The 17,588-nt window shown below is 50.5% G+C and carries 21 protein-coding genes; 14 read left to right on the top strand and 7 right to left on the bottom strand.

The window, feature by feature from the left end:
• Nucleotides 1-38 precede the first annotated feature (38 nt).
• Nucleotides 39-623, top strand: coding sequence for an HD domain-containing protein (locus tag AC4EYZ_RS05565; RefSeq protein WP_474191189.1), 585 nt, complete (start codon nt 39-41; stop codon nt 621-623).
• Between the two features lie 89 nt (nt 624-712).
• The gene (locus AC4EYZ_RS05560; protein WP_474191188.1) at nt 713-1,099 is read left to right on the top strand and encodes a GNAT family N-acetyltransferase; all 387 of its coding nucleotides are present in this window, start codon (nt 713-715) and stop codon (nt 1,097-1,099) included.
• 305 nt (nt 1,100-1,404) lie between these two features.
• Here the strand turns inward: AC4EYZ_RS05560 and AC4EYZ_RS05555 are convergent, their stop codons facing one another.
• The 3 genes from AC4EYZ_RS05555 to AC4EYZ_RS05545 all read right to left on the bottom strand — a co-directional run bounded on the left by AC4EYZ_RS05555 (nt 1,405) and on the right by AC4EYZ_RS05545 (nt 2,303).
• Nucleotides 1,405-1,659 (bottom strand): Txe/YoeB family addiction module toxin, encoded by a 255-nt coding sequence (locus AC4EYZ_RS05555; protein ID WP_022520614.1) that lies wholly within the window; start codon nt 1,657-1,659, stop codon nt 1,405-1,407.
• Nucleotides 1,656-1,907, bottom strand: coding sequence for a type II toxin-antitoxin system Phd/YefM family antitoxin (locus AC4EYZ_RS05550; protein WP_022520613.1), 252 nt, complete (start codon nt 1,905-1,907; stop codon nt 1,656-1,658). Before AC4EYZ_RS05550 ends, AC4EYZ_RS05555 begins: the two co-directional genes overlap by 4 nt.
• 156 nt (nt 1,908-2,063) lie before the next feature.
• Nucleotides 2,064-2,303 (bottom strand): hypothetical protein, encoded by a 240-nt coding sequence (locus AC4EYZ_RS05545; protein ID WP_474191187.1) that lies wholly within the window; start codon nt 2,301-2,303, stop codon nt 2,064-2,066.
• A 160-nt stretch (nt 2,304-2,463) separates the two neighbouring features.
• On the opposite strand from AC4EYZ_RS05545, the gene AC4EYZ_RS05540 reads away from it, so the two are divergent.
• Nucleotides 2,464-3,399, top strand: coding sequence for a LysR family transcriptional regulator (locus AC4EYZ_RS05540; protein WP_474191186.1), 936 nt, complete (start codon nt 2,464-2,466; stop codon nt 3,397-3,399).
• On the opposite strand, the gene AC4EYZ_RS05535 is transcribed toward AC4EYZ_RS05540, so the two are convergent.
• Complete coding sequence (locus AC4EYZ_RS05535; protein WP_027959857.1) at nt 3,366-4,385, bottom strand: NADP-dependent oxidoreductase; 1,020 nt, start codon at nt 4,383-4,385, stop codon at nt 3,366-3,368. The two genes, AC4EYZ_RS05540 and AC4EYZ_RS05535, sit on opposite strands and share 34 nt — an antisense overlap.
• Before the next feature lie 107 nt (nt 4,386-4,492).
• On the opposite strand from AC4EYZ_RS05535, the gene AC4EYZ_RS05530 reads away from it, so the two are divergent.
• Nucleotides 4,493-5,377, top strand: coding sequence for a LysR family transcriptional regulator (locus tag AC4EYZ_RS05530; protein ID WP_342583894.1), 885 nt, complete (start codon nt 4,493-4,495; stop codon nt 5,375-5,377).
• Nucleotides 5,378-5,719: 342 nt separating this feature from the next.
• Here the strand turns inward: AC4EYZ_RS05530 and AC4EYZ_RS05525 are convergent, their stop codons facing one another.
• Together AC4EYZ_RS05525 and AC4EYZ_RS05520 are read right to left on the bottom strand one after the other, a co-directional pair.
• Nucleotides 5,720-5,908, bottom strand: a complete 189-nt coding sequence (locus tag AC4EYZ_RS05525) for an MntP/YtaF family protein (RefSeq protein ID WP_022520608.1) — start codon at nt 5,906-5,908, stop codon at nt 5,720-5,722.
• A 298-nt stretch (nt 5,909-6,206) separates the two neighbouring features.
• A complete protein-coding gene (locus AC4EYZ_RS05520; RefSeq protein ID WP_474191185.1) occupies nt 6,207-7,211 on the bottom strand; it encodes a LacI family DNA-binding transcriptional regulator in 1,005 nt (334 codons plus the stop codon).
• Nucleotides 7,212-7,480: 269 nt separating this feature from the next.
• Here AC4EYZ_RS05520 and AC4EYZ_RS05515 point away from each other — a divergent pair, with 269 nt between their 5' ends.
• The 4 genes from AC4EYZ_RS05515 to AC4EYZ_RS05500 all read left to right on the top strand — a co-directional run bounded on the left by AC4EYZ_RS05515 (nt 7,481) and on the right by AC4EYZ_RS05500 (nt 11,902).
• Complete coding sequence (locus tag AC4EYZ_RS05515; RefSeq protein ID WP_474191184.1) at nt 7,481-8,398, top strand: dihydrodipicolinate synthase family protein; 918 nt, start codon at nt 7,481-7,483, stop codon at nt 8,396-8,398.
• 101 nt (nt 8,399-8,499) lie between these two features.
• Nucleotides 8,500-9,771, top strand: a complete 1,272-nt coding sequence (locus tag AC4EYZ_RS05510; protein ID WP_474191183.1) for an Nramp family divalent metal transporter — start codon at nt 8,500-8,502, stop codon at nt 9,769-9,771.
• 23 nt (nt 9,772-9,794) lie between these two features.
• Nucleotides 9,795-11,021, top strand: coding sequence for a DcaP family trimeric outer membrane transporter (locus tag AC4EYZ_RS05505; RefSeq protein ID WP_474191182.1), 1,227 nt, complete (start codon nt 9,795-9,797; stop codon nt 11,019-11,021).
• Nucleotides 11,022-11,368: 347 nt separating this feature from the next.
• Nucleotides 11,369-11,902: an AAA family ATPase gene (locus tag AC4EYZ_RS05500; RefSeq protein WP_474191181.1), complete on the top strand. Its 534-nt coding sequence runs from the start codon at nt 11,369-11,371 to the stop codon at nt 11,900-11,902.
• Between the two features lie 36 nt (nt 11,903-11,938).
• Here AC4EYZ_RS05500 and AC4EYZ_RS05495 read toward each other — a convergent pair whose 3' ends face one another.
• Nucleotides 11,939-12,115, bottom strand: coding sequence for a hypothetical protein (locus AC4EYZ_RS05495; RefSeq protein ID WP_155705713.1), 177 nt, complete (start codon nt 12,113-12,115; stop codon nt 11,939-11,941).
• Between AC4EYZ_RS05495 and AC4EYZ_RS05490 the strand changes: the two genes are divergently transcribed.
• The 6 genes from AC4EYZ_RS05490 to AC4EYZ_RS05465 all read left to right on the top strand — a co-directional run bounded on the left by AC4EYZ_RS05490 (nt 12,114) and on the right by AC4EYZ_RS05465 (nt 17,381).
• Nucleotides 12,114-12,845: a helix-turn-helix domain-containing protein gene (locus AC4EYZ_RS05490; protein ID WP_474191180.1), complete on the top strand. Its 732-nt coding sequence runs from the start codon at nt 12,114-12,116 to the stop codon at nt 12,843-12,845. The two genes, AC4EYZ_RS05495 and AC4EYZ_RS05490, sit on opposite strands and share 2 nt — an antisense overlap.
• An 88-nt stretch (nt 12,846-12,933) precedes the next feature.
• Nucleotides 12,934-13,815 (top strand): aromatic amino acid exporter YddG, encoded by an 882-nt coding sequence (yddG, locus tag AC4EYZ_RS05485; protein WP_474191179.1) that lies wholly within the window; start codon nt 12,934-12,936, stop codon nt 13,813-13,815.
• Nucleotides 13,816-14,021: 206 nt separating this feature from the next.
• On the top strand, nt 14,022-14,549 hold the full coding sequence (locus tag AC4EYZ_RS05480) for a GNAT family N-acetyltransferase (protein WP_490204159.1): 528 nt from the start codon (nt 14,022-14,024) through the stop codon (nt 14,547-14,549).
• Between the two features lie 62 nt (nt 14,550-14,611).
• The gene (locus tag AC4EYZ_RS05475; protein ID WP_474191177.1) at nt 14,612-15,082 is read left to right on the top strand and encodes a GNAT family N-acetyltransferase; all 471 of its coding nucleotides are present in this window, start codon (nt 14,612-14,614) and stop codon (nt 15,080-15,082) included.
• 76 nt (nt 15,083-15,158) lie between these two features.
• Nucleotides 15,159-15,641, top strand: a complete 483-nt coding sequence (locus AC4EYZ_RS05470; protein ID WP_474191176.1) for a GNAT family N-acetyltransferase — start codon at nt 15,159-15,161, stop codon at nt 15,639-15,641.
• Between the two features lie 165 nt (nt 15,642-15,806).
• Nucleotides 15,807-17,381, top strand: a complete 1,575-nt coding sequence (locus AC4EYZ_RS05465) for a transposase (protein WP_490204047.1) — start codon at nt 15,807-15,809, stop codon at nt 17,379-17,381.
• The last annotated feature ends 207 nt before the right edge of the window (nt 17,382-17,588 follow it).

Below are 17,588 nucleotides of genomic sequence, written 5' to 3'. Positions count from 1 at the left end.
TCCAAGGTCGCCGCTGTGCTCGGAGTTAGGAGGAGTACGTGACCAAAAAAGTCACTCAGATATCGGAATTTTTACTTCAGTTTGATGCGTTAAAATCGGTAAACCGCAAAACCTACATCAACGGTGGAGAGCGAGTTGAGAACTCAGCAGAACATTCGTGGCACCTAGCGATGGCTTGCTGGGCTTTTGCGGAGCAGTCACAGGAAGACTTTGACCTCTTAAAATTACTCAAACTGGCCCTGGTGCATGATCTTGGTGAGATTGGTGCAGGAGATACATTTCTCTATAGCGCAAACCGCAATGATGCCCACATTGAAGAGCGTAAATATATCGAGAAACTGGCTTCTCATCCCGGTAACCCAATCGGAGCTCTTCCAGAGCTCTGGGAAGAGCAAGAGACTGGGGAAACTAAGGAAGCAAGGCTTCTGAAAGTCATCGACCGTCTATTACCCTTTCTGCGCAATGTAACGAGCGAGGGTCGTGCCTGGAGAGACCATGGCATACGGAAGAGCCAAGTGCTGAAAATGCATGGGTTCATAGAGCAGGAAAACCCAGAAATATACGACTGGTTTATTTCAAAGGTTGAGTACGCAGTGGATCAAGGCTGGCTAAAGAACTCCTAACCAGGTCAGTCACGGCGACGCCTTCATTTCGTAGCCGCGCGTGCTGAACGGCGTTAGATCTACAACCAAGCACTAAAATGGAGCTCCTAATGAAAGTTGCATACAGGATGGCAACACCTGACGATGCGGCCGAATGCATTGCCTTGAGAGGAAAGACGAGAGAAAACGCTTTCTCTGTCGAACAATTGGAAGAACTCGGTATTACTTTAGAGAGCTGGAAAGCAGGAATTAGCGATGGCTCCTTACCTGGTTACGTTGGTGTTAGTGAAGGAAAGATTATTGGCTATTGCTTCGGTGATAGCGAAACCGGAGAAATTGTTGTTTTGGCACTATTGCCAGAATATGAAAGTAAAGGTGTTGGCAAAGCACTATTGAATAAAATGATTGAGTCTTTCAACTCTTTCGGGTTTGAACGACTTTTCCTCGGGTGTTCATCCGATGCGAAAGCTCGTTCATATGGCTTTATCGACACCTAGGCTGGCGTTCAACTGGTCTATTTGATGATGCGGAAGATGAGATACTTGAATACTTCCCTAATAAATAGTGAGGTCATATTGGCACCATCCAACAAGTGGTTCAAACCGTTCGCTGTGCTCGCTGGGACGGGCTAAAGCCCACCCCTTAACAAAACGTTATGGCACACGATTAAATTAACTGACTCAAAGCTCAGCGTCATAACAAAGCGTTTAAGAGTGAATCGCAACGCTTGGCATTTTCAGCTCAAGGCTGGAATGTTTTAGGTTAGGTGGCAGCGTTGCTTACACCTTAATGCTGCGTTAAATCAGTAGTGATATCGGAGTTGGGCAATTAGCAAAGCGTCATCCGTGACTTTGTAAACCATTCGGTGTTCTTCGTTGATTCGCCGAGACCAATAACCGGCGAGACTGTGTTTGAGAGGCTCTGGTTTGCCGACCCCTTCAAATGGCTCTCGTTTGGTCTCTTTGATTAACTTGTTAATTCGGTTAAGAATCTTCTTGTCGGTTTTCTGCCAGTACAGATAGTCTTCCCAGGCGCTCTCGGAGAAGATTAGTTTCATTCAAGAAGTTCCTTCTCCTGACCACCACCTTGTTCCAATTCGGCAACGGATTCCAGCAAACGGCGGGCGTTCTTAGGTGCGCGCAGAAGATAGGCTGTCTCTTGCAGCGCCTCATAGTCTTCGAGAGAGATCATTACCACGGATTGCGCCTTGCTTCGGGTGATGATCATAGGTGAATGGTCTTCACAGACCTGCTCCATGGTTTTTGCTAGATTGGTTCTAGCGGCTGTGTAGCTGATAGCATCCATAAGGTTGCTCCTGTACAGGATGTTGTTAATGTACAGGATATAGTACGTAGTGAGGTTTGACAATCAACTGCACAGCGCTCGGTTTTCCGCCGCTTTGTGGATTCGAATCCATTGGAAAGTTACGCGTGTTGGCAGCTTGTTTGCTAATGCGTTGTCTCAACGCAGACGCCATAGCTTTTCGATACGTCGTACCATCGCCTGGATTACCTGTCGTCGAGCTTCTTGCTGATCCAGCCGCACACGCTCAAGATCAACGCCTCCCCGCCCATCGCGGTATCTGGAAGGGATGCTTCCCTTGAGCAAACTGCCGGCACTTCCTTCTGGCACGGCATCGTTATCGCAGCGGGCTAACGAGCCGTGGTGGTGAAAGTTCTGCACTTTTGTTGTGTTCATCATGCGCCTGACCTCCATCATATCGTCCCTGTTCCCGGGGCGATTGGGTTATCTCATGGGTTCAGGTGCATGCTAATCTTGTTCTAAGCTGCAAGGTATTCCATGAAAGTGAGAATTAACTTTGCAAAAACGAACAGGTAAAAATCTCAGGCAACCTTCTGCCATGACACAGAAAACCAGGAGTCACCTAGCGTGGAACGACTTTGAGGTCGTCCTGGCAATCGCAACTGCAGGTTCGCTGTCGGGTGCCTCACGCGCCTTGGGCGTCAGTCATGCTACGGTTTTCCGACGGCTGGGTGATATCGAACAGCGCCTTGGTGTTGCTCTTTTTGAAAGAAGCCGAACCGGTTACCGGCCAACGCTTGCTGGAGAAGAGCTCGCTGAAACCGCCAGAATCATGGATGAAGTAGCCTTGGCCGCCGAACGTAAAGTCGCTGGGCGCGACTTGGAGCCGAGAGGGGAAATCTGGCTCACCACAACGGACTCTTTGTTGATGGGGCTGCTCTCTCCTCTGTTCACGCAGTTTCAGCATATATATCCAGGCATCGTGTTGGACGTCGCCGTATCCAACCAGCTATTCAATCTGACACGCAGAGAAGCTGACGTCGCCATCCGCCCGTCCAATGCTCCTCCTGAAAATCTGATTGGGCGACCGCTGACGGCCATAGGGCAGGCGGTCTACGGACACCGAAGCCTCAATCTGTCACCAGGAGCTTCTATCAAGACCCTTGCTAGCCAGCCCTGGATTGGTGCTGGCCCGCGATTGCAGGACTCAGCACTGGATCAGTGGATGGACAACAACGCGCTGAAAGCGGCCTGTGTCTACCGTGTCGATACGCTGGTCAATATACTCAGCGCTGTTAGCTCCGGTATGGGGCTGGGTGTGCTGCCCTGTTATTTGGCGGACGAAGATCCGGACATTATCCAGCTCACTGATCCTATCCCCGAGCTGGAATACGGCTTGTGGTTTCTGATGCACCCGGATCTACGAGGCGTAGTGAGGATTCATGCCTTGATGGATTTTCTGACAGAAGTGGTTCGCGCTCAGAAACAACGCTTGGCCGGTTACTGTTTAACGACAAGCACGACCTTACCTTGAACGCCGCCTTGCATAGCTCTCTGATGCGCAGCCGATGCTTCTGCCAACGAATAGGTACTGTCGATCACGATCCGAATGGTACGGTCGTCGAGCAAGCGACTGGCCTGCGCCAGCAGCATTCCGTTTGAGTGCACCTGTAGTGAGGAAACCGTAACCCCTAGCCTGTCGGCTTCATCCCTGGCAGAAAAGCCCAAGGGGTTGACCAGAAAGAGCGAACCGCCTGGTTTAATAATGCTGAGGAAGCGCTCCATGTTCGGGCCACCCACAGCGTCAAGCACCAGATCCACATCATGTGCGATCGTTTCGGCGGCTGCCTTGGTGTAATCAATGAAGTCATCAGCACCCAGCTCGCGAAGAAGCTCTTCATGCTTACCTGAAGCAACCGCGATTACACGCGCCCCTTTCCATTTGGCGACTTGAACCGCTAGATGCCCCACGCCACCGCCAGCTCCATTGATCAAGACGGTCTTGCCTTCGAGCGGTACAGGCACATGCCGAAATGCCTGGAATGGATTGGGTAGGTCATTACCAGGATCAACCAGAAACTGCCAGACAGTAAGCAGTGACATTGGGGCACCTGCTGCCTCGACATGAGAAATGCCCTTTGGCTTCAACGCTAGGTGGCTTTCAGGAACGCTGACATATTCGGCATAGGTGCTGCTGCCCGTCATCAGGTCTTCGGGAAAACGCACCATTGCAAAGACGTGGTCACCTACGCTGACTTTGGAAACCTCGTCGCCAATGGCAGCAACGACCCCTGACACATCAGTGCCCAATATCAACGGGAAATGTGGGCTAGGCTGCCATTCTGGAGGTAGCGCCCGATAGCCGTCGCGCAGGTAAAGGTCTGGTGGGTTAAGACTTGCCGCATTAACTTGGATAAGCACTTCACCGGTTTGTACTTCGGGTCGGGGCGTATCTTCGTAAAGCAAGACCTCTGGGCCACCGAAACTATGCAGCTGCACTGCTTTCATCATGTCGTTCATCACAACCTCACTCAAGAATAGTCACATGGCAAATAGTAAGGAAGTTCCTTGTCATTGATAATGGTGCGTAGATTCGTTTTAATAATTCCATGAAGGAACAAATCGGATTGGAACGCCTCACGGGGCTTATCGCATTTGCACGCGCCGGCTCCTTAGGCAGCTACACCGCTGCGGCGCGCTCGCTGTCTGTTTCGCCCTCTGCGATAAGCAAAAGCATCCAGCGGTTGGAGCGTCACTTCGGCGTCTCTCTTTTCACTCGTACGACACGCTCGCTGTCTTTCACGGCCGAGGGCCGCGACTTGCATGGGCGTGTGCTAGAGCTGCTGCGCCAAGCAGAAGAGATAGAGCAGGTAGTGAAGTCCGCTCGTTCCGAGCCCGCAGGCACATTACGAATTGCGACATCACTTCCACTGGGTCTGCATCTGATTGCTCCTGCTATTACGGATTTTCGAAGACACTACCCGAAGGTAACGATCGACCTGCGGCTGAGCGACCACATCGTCGGTATGGTTGAAGAGAGCATTGATCTTGCAGTGCGGATCGGTGACCTTGCGGATTCGTCACTGTTGTCCAGGCGACTCTCGCCTTACAGGCTCTCTTGCTACGCTTCGCCAGACTACCTGGCTAGGTATGGTGCTCCCGAGCATCCAGATGAACTGGTGGGGCACGAAACGATCAATTTGCGCTACCAAAGTACGGGGCAAATGTTTCGCTGGCCGTTCCGGATCGGCGAGAAGGAGATCGAAATAGTGCCATCTTCCCCTGTTATCGTTGATTCAAGCGAAGCCGTCATAGCTGCTATGGCCACGGGTGCAGGTATCGGGATGGCTGCAAGTTTCATGGCTGCCCCGCGGGTTAGGCGAAAGGAACTGGTACCAATCCTGCCCGACTTCGGCGTAGAGCGGCATAATATCGTTGCGCTATGGCCACAGAGTCGTAGCACCAACCCCGCTGTACGCGCCTTTATCGATATGTTGATCGAAAGACTTTGAACAGCTTTGTGTCGTTTCGGTGAGCGCCATTTTGACGGCGGCTGCTGGCCGAAAGCTCACCAGGATTGTCGTTCTCCGTTCCTTTGCGTCAGCGATCCAAGCCACGCACAGCTACCCTGGGAATTTGCCGCTACAGTGCCAATAGTCCTGCGGTCTGGTGCAAAACCAAATTCCAGTTCGAGCGGATGGATACCTGCTAGTCTCCATCCATAGTAGGGAAAAACTTTCTGACCAAGGGAATCTATAAATACTCTGAAACAGTGGGGCTGATTCACGCCAAGCAAAACTGTCGTTGCAATGCCTATTGCAACTTTGGCTACAGCTCAAGAAACGGCAGCATTACTAAAACTGAGTGCCATCCCAATCAACACTACGCCGCCAATGAGTTTTGCCCAATGGCCCAACATATTTACCGAGTTTGTGGTCTAGTAGCGCTCCTATGGAGGCCATCACTGTGATGGCTAAGCCAATGGTGAGGCTGACGGTGATGATGTTCACATCAATGAATACGAGGCTGGTGTCTATGTTCACGGCGTCTAGGCCAGTGATGGAATGCAGGGCAATACACGTTATGGTAGGAAAGCTCGTTTGATTAAACTAGGTGCGTAAAATAACTTACTTAAGTGTAAGGTTAGGATGCTGAGTAGCGCTGGATTCTATCAAGTTCTTCTCTGATGATAAGCAGTTAATGAAAAAGTAAATATTTTTATAAATATAGGGCGTATACTATTTGCTAATGAGTATCTAGTGAATAGCCCTCTGCCATAATTTAGATTAGCATTAGGAGGGCTCTCAGAGTAATAGCTTAATACTGCGTACTCATGATTTTTTATATATGTCGGACTGATGATGATCTTGGGATCAAACTAGGCATAGCCACTCTATTGATCGGCGAGCCAGAGTGTTTATCGCTTAGCAGTAAGTCGACAGCTTGTTGTGCAATATAGTCAAAAGGTATGTATACAGACGTGAGCGGCACAGGTAGACGACTGGCAAGAGGGATATCGTTATATCCGACTAATGAAAGCGTTTTGCCCACCTCAATGCCAAGTCTATGTGCAGCAGCCATCACGCCAATAGCGAGGTTATCGTTGACTGCAAAAATGGCTGTTGGTTTCTCATTCTGTGAGAGCAGAGCCAGCCCTGCTTCCTCGCCAGCTTCGATTCCATAGCCGGACTCGATAATCCATGGCTCACGCACAGGAATCCCTGATTCGCTCATGGCTTTGCGAAAGCCTTTTTGTCGGTCGCGAGCGCTAGAGGTAAAGCTAGGGCCTGCAACAAGGCCAATGTCACGGTGCCCCAGGTCGATGAGGTGCCGAGTAGCAAGGTATCCACCTTGAATATCGTCACCCAAGGCAGAAGGACTTTTACCATCGGTACGAAGCACCAATGAGTGCGGAACTCCCCGGTCACGCAGTTGAGATGGTAATTGGTCATCAAGTCGGCTGGTAGCCAAAATTAGGCCGTCCACACGTCGATTGAGAAGCAATTCAACCGCTTGACGCTCGCTTTCAGGATCGTCACCACTGGTTGCTACGATAGCGAAATAGTGACGTTCTTGAGCAACTTTAGAGATCGCTTCGTAGATAAGAGCCATGACGGTATCGCTCAGTCGGGGCACCAGTACACCGATAGTGCCTGTACCACCTCGCCTCAAGCTGGAGGCAAGAATGTCACGCTTATAGCCGAGTTCTTCCGCCGTTTTTTTAACCCGTTGAGCGGCTGGGCTATTGGAAGGCGGAAGGCGCTCATCAAGAACGCGAGAGACTGTAGACGTGCTGACGCCCGCGGCTTTGGCAACGTCTTGCATAGTTATAGGCTTACCGTTCATGAATATATTATTCCATGACGTGAGGTGGATTACTGAACCTCTGTGTTGGCTCGCATAAACAGGCATTTAGGCGAACCATTCTATCGGTTTTACAGCGATCTTATAAGCGATATGACGCTAACCCCACTGATTTACTATTAGTTTGCTTTCCGTATCCACACATCATTTGTGAGTCGTAGACTAACGTCTAATTTTCGATGTGGTGTATTTGGTGAAACGATTGCAATCGTTCCCAGGAACGATAACACAATCATATAAGAGGAATCATCATGTCTCTCGATCTCCGAGGTTTAACCCCCGCGCCGGTTACTCCTTTCACTCGCGATGGCGAGGTTGATTTTGCTGCAATCAAGAAGCTTGGCTCTTGGTTGGGCGGCATCGACGGCGTTAAAGGTCTCGTTGTTCTTGGCCACGCTGGTGAAGGTACATTCATGACCTCTGATGAGCAGAGGCGTGTTATTGAGGCATTTGTTGAATCGGTAAAAGGTGAGATCCCAATTATTGCGGGCATCACTCGCGAAGGCGACCATGTTGCAGCCGAAGAAGCAAAACGGGCTGTCGAGGCGGGCGCATCTGCTGGTCTAGTCTACCCATCTCATGGCTGGCTAAGGTTTGGTTATCAGGAAGGAGCGCCTCAAGAGCGCTATCGCCGCATTCATGAGGAAAGTGGGCTACCGCTGATTCTTTTCCAATATCCGGACAACACGAAAGCCACTTACAACCTCCAGACGCAGCTTGATATTGCGGCTCAACCTGGTGTGTTTGCGATGAAAAATGGTGTTCGCAATATGAAGCGCTGGGATACTGAAATTCCTGTCATTCGCGCTGAGCACCCGGATCTACAAATTCTGACTTGTCATGATGAGTACCTGCTTCACACCATGTTTGATGTCGATGGTGCGTTAGTTGGCTATGGCAGTATTGCACCGGAGCCTCTGATCGAACTGATCAAAGCAGGAAAAGCCAAGGATTATGCCAAGGCGCGCGAATTGCATGATCGCCTCCTTCCAGTCACCAAGAATGTCTATCACCGTGGTTCGCATATGGAAGGGACTGTGGCTCTAAAATGGGCCCTGGTAGCCCGGGGTATTCTTGATCACGCTACTGTGCGCTCTCCGCTTCGTCCGCTTGCCGAAGGCGCAGATCGTGAAATTGCTGCTGCTATGAAACAAGCCGGTTTAGTCTAACCGGGATTGACGAATCCTTAGACGCTGGGCGTCCCCGAACGGTGATGCCAATGAGGCATCACCGTATGCATCCTAAATAACAAATTTAATAGGAGCGTAGGATGAGTATGAATACCAAACATGATTCAGGGCCATTTCCCCCTGCGACAAACCACCATCGATCTCGGTTTTCTCTGACGTTGCCACAAATGCTTGCGTTAATGGGGCCTGCATTTGTCGCTGGCGCTTGGCGTTTCGGACCCGGTGCGCTGACATCCGCTGTGCAGGCAGGCAGCCAATATGGCTACATGCTGCTTTGGGTAATCCTTGTGTCTGCAGTGCTAATGTTTGTGTTTAATGATATGGCTGTTCGGTTGGGCCTTGCATCTGGTGACTCTGTGGTCAAAGTCACCAAGCAAAAACTTGGTCGGCCAATTGGTGTCATGGCTGGCTTCGGTGTTTTCTCTATCACTTTGATGTTTGCTGTAGGCAATGCCGTTGGCTCTGGTTTAGCGCTAAGCCTGCTTTTAGGAGGTTCGGTAGTAGGCTGGACGCTCGCTAGTACAGTAGCAGTCGGCTTATTAATAGCCATGCGGAATACTTATAAGGCGATGGAGCGCTTGTTGGTCGCTTTGATTGGGCTTATGTCCGTAGGTTTTTTAGCATCAACCATACTGAGTGACCCAGATTGGGCGGCTGCTGCGCAAGGTCTTATTCCCAAATTTCCTGCTGAGGCCAGCGTTCTTTTAATTGCTTTGATCGGTACAAATTTCTCCATTAACTCAGCTTTTTATACTGGCTATGCCATCCATGAAAGAAAGCTGAATAGGCAGCAGTACCGAGCTATTACGTTAATGGATACTCTTCCGGGGAATGTGGCAACCGCATTTATGGCGATGCTCATCATCATTGTAGCCTCAGCGGTACTTCACTCCACTGGTACTGTAGCAACGACTTTTCCACAGTTGGCAAGCGTATTGGAGCCGCTGGCTGGAAAGGTAGGGGCGGTACTGTTCAGCCTTGGGTTCTTCGCAGCCGCCTTTTCATCAATGGCGGCAAATGCTTCTGCGGGAGGAACGCTATTAGCGGATGCGTTGGGCTGGAACAGCAGTTTATCCGGATGGAGAGTCAAGCTGCTTGTATACGGGGTGTTGGCTTGGGGAGCTACGGTTGCTGTGGTGGCGAAAGGTTCTCCCATTGAGCTAATTATTATCGCTCAAGCCTTAACCGTCCTAGTAGCACCTTTTTTGGGAATTATTCTCTTTCTTTTGACAAGACGTGAAGATGTGATGGGGGATCTAAAAAATGGCCCTTTGCAAACCATGCTTGCTCTACTGGGTTTGGTGACCATTTTCGCAATGTCTTCTCAGCTTGTTTTTAGGCTCCTGGGTTAAGTTGAAAATAAAAATTTATAAACATGGAGAATAAAGATATGAATAAGTGTCTGTCGTGGCGCAGAGTGCTTCCTTTCTTAGGCTATTCTTTTCTATTCGTTACTCCTTCTGTATTTGCAATTGATTATGATGTGAATGGAACCAACGTTTCTTTATACGGTTACGCTAAGCTTGATGTGATGTATGACAGTGGCGACATTAAGGCTGGAAATAGCAGTGGCATGGGCGATAGTGTGAACTTCTCTAAAATTGCTGTGGATGGCCAACCAAGCACAAGTGGGCATTCGAATCTGCATGCTAATGAGTCACGCCTGGGTATCCGCACTACAACGCCGACAGAGAAAGGTGACTTGATTACCAATATCGAAGGCGATTTTTTCTTCGGTAATCTCCGAATGCGTCAGGCCTATGGCTCATGGAACGGTATTACGGCAGGACAAACGTGGAGCAATTTTCACACCTTTATAAGCACTACTCCTACGCTTGATTTTACTGGCCCCGCAGGTCGCGATGCATTCCTTCGACAAGCACAACTACGGTATTCAGTAGGCAATTTTCATGTTGCTATTGAGGATCCGAGTGGTGCTATGTCTGGCAACTCTTTTGACGGAGGATACGATGCAGTCACCGGTGGTAGATCCATTGCTGGTACTGATGTTGATCGTAAAGATGGCTTGCCAGACATTACGCTTCGGTACGAGTCATTGGCTGGTGCATTACGCTGGGCATCAGCTGCCATGATTCGAGAAGTGGCCTTTGACGATGGTGCAGCAAAGGACTCAAAGATCGGGTGGGGCGCTTTTGTCGCGGCTAATTACGCTCTTACGCCAAATACGACGTTGCGTGGTCAAATAACCGGCGGTGAGGGGATTGGGGCTTACATGAAAGTAAACCCGGCACCCTCAGCTTATCGAGCAGGCAACGAGCTAGAGACCATCTTTGCATGGGGGGGAACGATTGGCATTAGCCACGATATAGGCCCCGGTGCTTTCAACGTTTCATACTCACTTGTTAATGCAGATTGGGATGATGCCGAGCGCGATGGCGTGTCTCTTGTTAATACTGGTAGTTCAAATGAGTTCATAAGCGCTTATGATGAAGAGCGTGAACTTGTGCATATTAATTACCAATGGAGCCCTGGTCATAACATAACCTACGGAATTGAGTTGGCTCATGCTGCACGGCATACTGTGGATGGCCGTAGTGGAAGTGTCGATCGCCTACAAGGGAGTATTATCTATCGGTTTTAACCTGCGGCTTCGGCCTGAATAAAAAGTTGTAATTGATTATATGTCTATGGCTAGTTGTGCGGATAGTGATCTGAACCTTGCTTCATCGTAAGGTTGTTTTAAGCGTTAGCATTTTTGCTAACGCTTTTTTTAGTTAAGTGGGCTAGAAAAGTCTTTAAAAAGGAGCACTGCGTTGATATAAATATCTAACATCTATGCCAACAGAGTACACCTATGAAACATGGTGTCTTGTGCGAATGGGCGAGCAGCTAGATGAGATCATGGGGGAGCCTGAGCTTTTATTGTGTTGGGGGAGACAGCATCTCACTCAATAGCGTTTTCCTTGTCTGCTGTAGGGCGTTAATAATATGAACCATCTATTCGTACTCACCGGTGGCCCCGGTGGTGGCAAAACTGCTCTCCTTGATGCCCTAGCGGAGCGGGGCTATCGCGTTGTACCTGAGTCTGCCCGTAGCATCATCAAAGAGCGATTGGCGGCGGAGCTATCACCTCGGCCAGACCCGGTCGCTTTCGCTCAGGATATTCTGAAAACCGATATTGAAAAGTACCGAAGTGTCGCTGTTGGCGAGCAGGCCACGTTCTTTGATCGTGGGGTGCTGGATGCGCTGTACATGCTTGATGCGGAGAGCGCGTTGTCACGGGCGGACATCGCCAACTATGTTCAACTGTTCCCCTATAATCCCGTTGTTTTTCTTCTGCCGCCATGGGAAGACATTTACGGTACAGATTCAGAGCGTGATCAAACGTTCGAGGAGTCCCTCAAGGTATTCGAGGGGATGAAAAGCTGGTATTCGCAATGGGGTTACAAAACGCTGGAAGTGCCGCGTGACACTATTGATGAGCGCGTGAAGTTCGTTTTACAGCATGTAAATAGCCTTTAAATTGTCATTGTTGTTGACGGTTTTCTTCCCCACGCTTTACCAAGACTGCTGAACTACAGCATCATCACTATCGATATGCGCCGAGCCAAGAGAATCCTCTCGCTGGATGCCACCTCCATCCACCAAGCGAGCGTTGCCTAAAAACGCACAGCCTAAGGCTGGAGGAATCAGGTCAAGGAAGTGAATATGCCCACGACTGCTGAGTAAGGTCATGAAATATCCAGAGATCGGCCTGCACATACGTACCTATGATGATGAAGTGAAAAGTCACTCCCATGACCATCATCAACTGGTATTGCCACTGGTCGGCACGCTGTTCCTGTCAGTAGACTCCATGGCGGGGGAGGTGGCACAGCACCGTGCGGCCATCATCCCTTCAGGAAGCGGCCATGGGTTTGCTGCAACAGAAGATAATCGGTTTTTGGTGGCTGATTTGCCTGAGGGGCTGGCTCCTGCGCTAGATAAGCTGCCTTGTTTCGTGGAGCTTGATTCGGCTTTGCGCCATTACGTCCAGTTCCTACATGCTCAGGTCATGAGCGGGGCTGGAGCGGATGCTACCCAGCATCACATGCTGCTATTGCTGTTACAACTGCTGCAGGAGCGCCATGGAAGTCAATTGAAACTGGATCGCAGGGTTCACGCGGCAAAACAGTTTCTGGATGATCACTTCCACCAACCTATTTCCATGGCTGAGGCTGCTAACGTGGCCCATTTGAGTATTCGGCAGTTGAACGATCTTTTTCGCCATCAGGTGGGCATGACGCCTCATCAATACCTCACAGAAGTGCGAATGAAAGAGGCGTTTCGGCTTCTGGAACAGTCAGGCCTCAGCGTTCAGCGGGTGGCTGATGCGGTAGGCTACTCGTCGTTATCGGCCTTCAGCGACCGCTTCAGACGTCACTTTGGCAAACCGCCTAGCCACTTCCGCCGTCTCTCGACATAATTCCGCCAGGATTCAAAAGATCCTCATTGATGCCATGGATACGCTCTCCCGCAACCGCTAACGCATGAGAATCTCGGGGGAGAGTGACATGGCAACCGTGAATGCCGCTACCTGGATCGGATCCATTTCCGTTCTGCTTTGGGGTACTTTGGCTTTGCTGACCAAGCTATCCGGTGGAGATATTCCAGAGTTCCAGCTGATGGCCATGACTTTCGGCATTGCGTTTCTGTTGATGGGTGGGCGTTGGATCTTGGCTGGCCATACGGGCGTTCGGTATATACGCCAGTCGCCGTTTGCCTGGTGTATCGGTATCGTCGGGTTATTCGGTTATCACTTTGCATATTTCAAGGCGATGACGCTAGCACCGGCGGTGGAAGTCAGCCTGTTGGCTTACCTCTGGCCGCTACTGATCGTTCTGCTGTCTGCCCTGTTACCGGACGAGAGGATGCGAGCTCAGTCTATCGTTGGCGCCTTGGTGGCGCTGGTGGGTTGTTGGTTGTTGATCAGCCGAAATGCAGGCGGATTTGCTTGGGAGAACCTGCCCGGTTATCTGGTAGCGCTGGCGTGTGCATTGATTTGGTCTTCTTACTCCGTGCTCAGCAGATTGGTACGTTCAGTGCCAACCGATGCCATCGGTTGGTTCTGCGGTGTGACGGCACTGCTGGCTTTAGGGTGCCATATGCTGTGGGAAGAGACGGTGTGGCCGGATGGCTTGATGCAATGGGTAGGCGTGGTTGGGCTGGGACTCGGGCCGGTTGGAATCGCATTTTTTACCTGGGACTATGGCGTCAAACACGGGAACATCCAGCTACTTGGCACCCTAGCCTACAGCGCGCCACTCATTTCGGTGGTGTTACTGATCCTGGCAGGATACGGCGAGGCCACGGTGGCCGTATTGAGTGCCAGCGTGCTCATCGTCATTGGTTCTTTGATCGCAAGTCGCGCGAAGCATCGGGGCGCGCAGCGCTAGAAATGATGGCAGACTGATAACGCTGGTGCTGCAAAAGACGACTTGCTGGCGTTATCGCCAACTCCGTTAAGGCAGAAGTGGTCACCGAGATTCAGCGTTAAAGCGGATAAGTAGTTGGTTGCAGGGGCGTGGTATAGCAAAACGTCATGGCAGCGGTTAGCCTAAACGGTTTGTTGATGACGCTCATTGAGCAAATAGGCGCAGCCATGGAACATTCATCCGCAGTCACGCTGGCGTTGGCAGACGCATCGGCATTTGATGCGTTCAAGCAAGAGTTAAAAGCCTCGTTTAGCGTGGCGGTAGAAGAGACCTTTGGCGCGGTGGAGCCGAGCTTGATTCCCTCTGACTCAGATATTGAGAACTCTCTTAATGCGCCAGATGCCATGGTGCATCACATCCTTTTAGATGGCGTTAAAGTGAGGGGCGCGATTGTAGTCATTGACGAATCCACCCAACACAACTCGCTGGACTTGTTCTATCTCTTGCCCAGCACCCACGGACGTGGCGTGGGCTACCGTGCGTGGAAAGCCATCGAGCAGGCGTACCCCAAGACGCGGGTATGGATGACCCATACGCCTTACTTCGAAAAGCGAAACATCCACTTTTATGTCAACAAGTGTGGTTTTAAGATTGCCTCCTTTTACAACCGCTATTACCCCTTGCCGGATGATGAGGAGGCAGGCAGTAAGGCACACAAGCTAGAGTTTTTTGGATTCGAAAAAGTCATGATGTAAGCCCCAGAAAGGGCGAGTATGAGCCGATAGCAACGGGCTCTCAAAGAAAAAAGGACTTTAGAATGACCGTAAGAGCAGCAGAAAAAAACGATATTGCCGCCATCGCCGAGGTGTACCAAGCGTGTTTCCCCCGTGAGAAAAATCACGTGCTGTGGATTGAGTCGTCGTTTAACACCTATCCACGGGGCGTTTACTACGTGGTGGAGGTGGAAGGCCAGGTGCGTGGCTATATCCTTTGGTGCGTTAAGAACGGCTTTCGGGAAAAAAGCATCATCGAGCTGGAGCAAATCGGCATTCACCCGGAAGCAGCAGGTAGGGGGCTGGGTAAGCAGCTCATTGTGGAGTCGCTAGCGCCGTTCAAGGCCCACGTGCGTCGCCAGGGCTGCGATGTGGGGGCGGTGATGGTGACCACCTCGGAAGGCAACTTCGCAGAGAAGCTGTATCAATCCACGCTGGGAGTCTCCCGCGCGGCCGTGATTAGCGGCTATGGGGCTGGAGATGAAGTGATCTTATATAACGCCAGCGTAGAGTAGCGCGAGAGCGGTTGCGTGCGAATTGGTGACGCAGCAAGCGGAACACAAACATTATTACAAGATACGGAGGTAGGTAATGTCAGAAGTGGAAATCCGGCAAGCTACCATTGAAGACTCGGCTTTAATCCATAAATTTGTCATAGAACTTGCGACTTATGAAAAAGCAGAGCATGAAGTGTTAGCGACAGTCGCGGATATAGAAAACGCTTTGTTTGGCGATAATACGACGACTAAGGCCGTTATCTGTTATTTCAATAACGAACCTATTGGCTTTGCGGTCTATTTCTTCAATTTCTCAACATGGCTCGGTAAGCATGGGCTATATCTTGAAGATTTGTACGTTACTCAAAAATATCGTGGCGTCGGGGCTGGCAAAGCACTTTTGAAGTATCTTGCTAACATTGCAATATCGAAAGAGTGCGGCCGTTTCGAGTGGAACGTTCTTGACTGGAATGAACCTGCGATCCAGTTCTATGAGTCAATAGGCGCAAAACCGCAAAATGAATGGATAGGCTACCGTTTGACAGGAAAAGCGCTTGAAGACTTTGCAGTTAGTTAACAAGATATAACAAGTCGCAGCAGTTCGCGTCTGGTGGCCGCCCTTTCCTTGGCTTCTTCGTCGCCACTCCAAGGTCGCCGCTGTGCTCAGCGTTGAGCCTGTAGAAAAACCCCACTGACGGCTAAGTTTTGGTAGGATCGAGAAAACAGACGAGGAGTGGTCAGCATGCCGCGCTTCAAGCCTTATAACCACGATCAAAATGCCATGGTGGTGATCAACTACCAAGATCAACTCCAACCCGGCACCTTTGAGCACGCAGTGCATTACCTGATCGAGCATAAACTCGACTTGTCCGTTTTCCACCCCAAGTACCGCAACGATGCGACCGGCCGGCTGGCCTATGATCCGGCCATCCTGCTTAAGATTATCCTGTTTGCTTACTCAAAAGGCATCACCTCCAGTCGTGAAATGCAGTGGTGCTGCGAGACCAATATTATTTTTAAAGCTCTTTCCTGCGATACCGTTCCTCACTTCACCACACTGGCCAGCTTTGTCAGTCGCCATGCCGATGAGATTGAAGCGCTGTTCGAACAAGTGCTGCTGGTGTGCCATGAACAGGGCTTGCTGGGTAACGAACTCTTTGCCATTGACGGCTGCAAGATGTCCTCCGATGCCTCCAAAGAGTGGTCTGGCACGTTCAAAGAATTGGACGAGAAACGTGAGAAACTGAGAGGCCTGATTCGGCATCACCTACTGGAGCACTACGCGCGTGATGAGGCCGAGACGGAAGCCGATCTGGATAGGGATATCCGACGGGCCAAGACGATTCTCTCGCTAGATGCCGCCATGAATAAAGTGGATCGTTTCCTAAAGACGCACAGCCCAAGGATGGGCCGGGGGAAGCGAATCAAGGAAGTGAAGAGCAATCTGACCGATAACGAAAGTGCCAAAATGACGACAAGCAAGGGCACGATCCAGGGCTATAACGGCGTAGCCACGGTGGATAAAAAACACCAGATCGTCATTGACGCTCAGGCCTTCGGCGAAGGCCAGGAACATCACACCTTGCAGCCCGTACTGGAAATGGTCGAATCTCGTTTTAAGAAACTGGGCATTGCGGAAAACATCTACCAGAAAGGCACCGTCGTCACCGCCGATACAGGCTTTGCCAACGAAGCCAATATGAAGTATCTGAACGAACAGCAGATCAACGGCTACATCCCCGATAACCAGTTCCGCAGCCGAGATCCAAAGTTCGCTAACCAGAAAGACAAATACGGCAAGCGCCACCAGAACTTACCAGATAAAGGCTGGCGAGAGACGACGCCCGCCAGCGCGTTCCAGTTTGATCCTGTAAACCTAACGTGTATCTGCCCCACCGGTGAAAAGCTGTCCTATCGTGGGCAACGAGAAACAGACAATGGCAAGATCCGTGTACACTTTGAAGGGCGTTTACTGCAATGTCGGCACTGCCCAAAGAAATACCGATGCATGCAGAACCCGAGCTCTGCCGACCATCGCAACGGCGCAGGGCGACAAGTGTCTTTTATTATCGAGAACAACCGCTTACCCAATTACACGGACTGGATGAAGCACCGAGTTGATAGCCCGAAGGGCAAAGAAATTTACAGCCATCGCATGTCAGTCGTAGAGCCGGTGTTCGGCAATATTGGCACAACGAAAAGACTGAACCGCTTCAGCCTTCGGGGTAAGAAAAAGGTGCAAGGTCAGTGGCAGCTTTACTGCTTGGTGCACAATATTGAGAAGTTAGCGAATTATGGTCATTTGGCCGCGTCATGAAGGGCTATGAGCGAGATAAGTCGCTACATAAGAGCCAAGTAGTTCTCTTAACTGGCGTTAGGCGCGCACTTTAGTGTCTGAATGCCGATATTAATATTATCCAGCCAGATGACTGGCTGGGTAACTAAATTAGGATCACAGGCGGTAGAGATGGCTAAAAATCGGGTTTTTCTACAGCCTCGTTATCGTGTTTGAGAAAATAGGAGG

Source organism: Vreelandella sp. 162(4c) (assembly GCF_058152265.1).
Note: the sequence above shows the minus strand (reverse complement) of the source record. Positions and strands in the feature narration are given on the sequence as shown.

What these genes read in the sequence shown, in the direction of transcription:
- AC4EYZ_RS05560 (WP_474191188.1), top strand. Translation starts at nt 713, where the DNA reads ATGAAAGTTGCATACAGGATGGCAACACCTGACGATGCGGCCGAATGC.
- AC4EYZ_RS05555 (WP_022520614.1), bottom strand. Translation starts at nt 1,659, where the DNA reads ATGAAACTAATCTTCTCCGAGAGCGCCTGGGAAGACTATCTGTACTGG.
- AC4EYZ_RS05550 (WP_022520613.1), bottom strand. Translation starts at nt 1,907, where the DNA reads ATGGATGCTATCAGCTACACAGCCGCTAGAACCAATCTAGCAAAAACC.
- AC4EYZ_RS05545 (WP_474191187.1), bottom strand. Translation starts at nt 2,303, where the DNA reads ATGATGAACACAACAAAAGTGCAGAACTTTCACCACCACGGCTCGTTA.
- AC4EYZ_RS05540 (WP_474191186.1), top strand. Translation starts at nt 2,464, where the DNA reads ATGACACAGAAAACCAGGAGTCACCTAGCGTGGAACGACTTTGAGGTC.
- AC4EYZ_RS05535 (WP_027959857.1), bottom strand. Translation starts at nt 4,385, where the DNA reads ATGAACGACATGATGAAAGCAGTGCAGCTGCATAGTTTCGGTGGCCCA.
- AC4EYZ_RS05520 (WP_474191185.1), bottom strand. Translation starts at nt 7,211, where the DNA reads ATGAACGGTAAGCCTATAACTATGCAAGACGTTGCCAAAGCCGCGGGC.
- AC4EYZ_RS05515 (WP_474191184.1), top strand. Translation starts at nt 7,481, where the DNA reads ATGTCTCTCGATCTCCGAGGTTTAACCCCCGCGCCGGTTACTCCTTTC.
- AC4EYZ_RS05510 (WP_474191183.1), top strand. Translation starts at nt 8,500, where the DNA reads ATGAGTATGAATACCAAACATGATTCAGGGCCATTTCCCCCTGCGACA.
- AC4EYZ_RS05505 (WP_474191182.1), top strand. Translation starts at nt 9,795, where the DNA reads ATGGAGAATAAAGATATGAATAAGTGTCTGTCGTGGCGCAGAGTGCTT.
- AC4EYZ_RS05500 (WP_474191181.1), top strand. Translation starts at nt 11,369, where the DNA reads ATGAACCATCTATTCGTACTCACCGGTGGCCCCGGTGGTGGCAAAACT.
- AC4EYZ_RS05490 (WP_474191180.1), top strand. Translation starts at nt 12,114, where the DNA reads ATGAAATATCCAGAGATCGGCCTGCACATACGTACCTATGATGATGAA.
- AC4EYZ_RS05495 (WP_155705713.1), bottom strand. Translation starts at nt 12,115, where the DNA reads ATGACCTTACTCAGCAGTCGTGGGCATATTCACTTCCTTGACCTGATT.
- yddG (WP_474191179.1), top strand. Translation starts at nt 12,934, where the DNA reads ATGGCAACCGTGAATGCCGCTACCTGGATCGGATCCATTTCCGTTCTG.
- AC4EYZ_RS05480 (WP_490204159.1), top strand. Translation starts at nt 14,022, where the DNA reads ATGGAACATTCATCCGCAGTCACGCTGGCGTTGGCAGACGCATCGGCA.
- AC4EYZ_RS05475 (WP_474191177.1), top strand. Translation starts at nt 14,612, where the DNA reads ATGACCGTAAGAGCAGCAGAAAAAAACGATATTGCCGCCATCGCCGAG.
- AC4EYZ_RS05470 (WP_474191176.1), top strand. Translation starts at nt 15,159, where the DNA reads ATGTCAGAAGTGGAAATCCGGCAAGCTACCATTGAAGACTCGGCTTTA.
- AC4EYZ_RS05465 (WP_490204047.1), top strand. Translation starts at nt 15,807, where the DNA reads ATGCCGCGCTTCAAGCCTTATAACCACGATCAAAATGCCATGGTGGTG.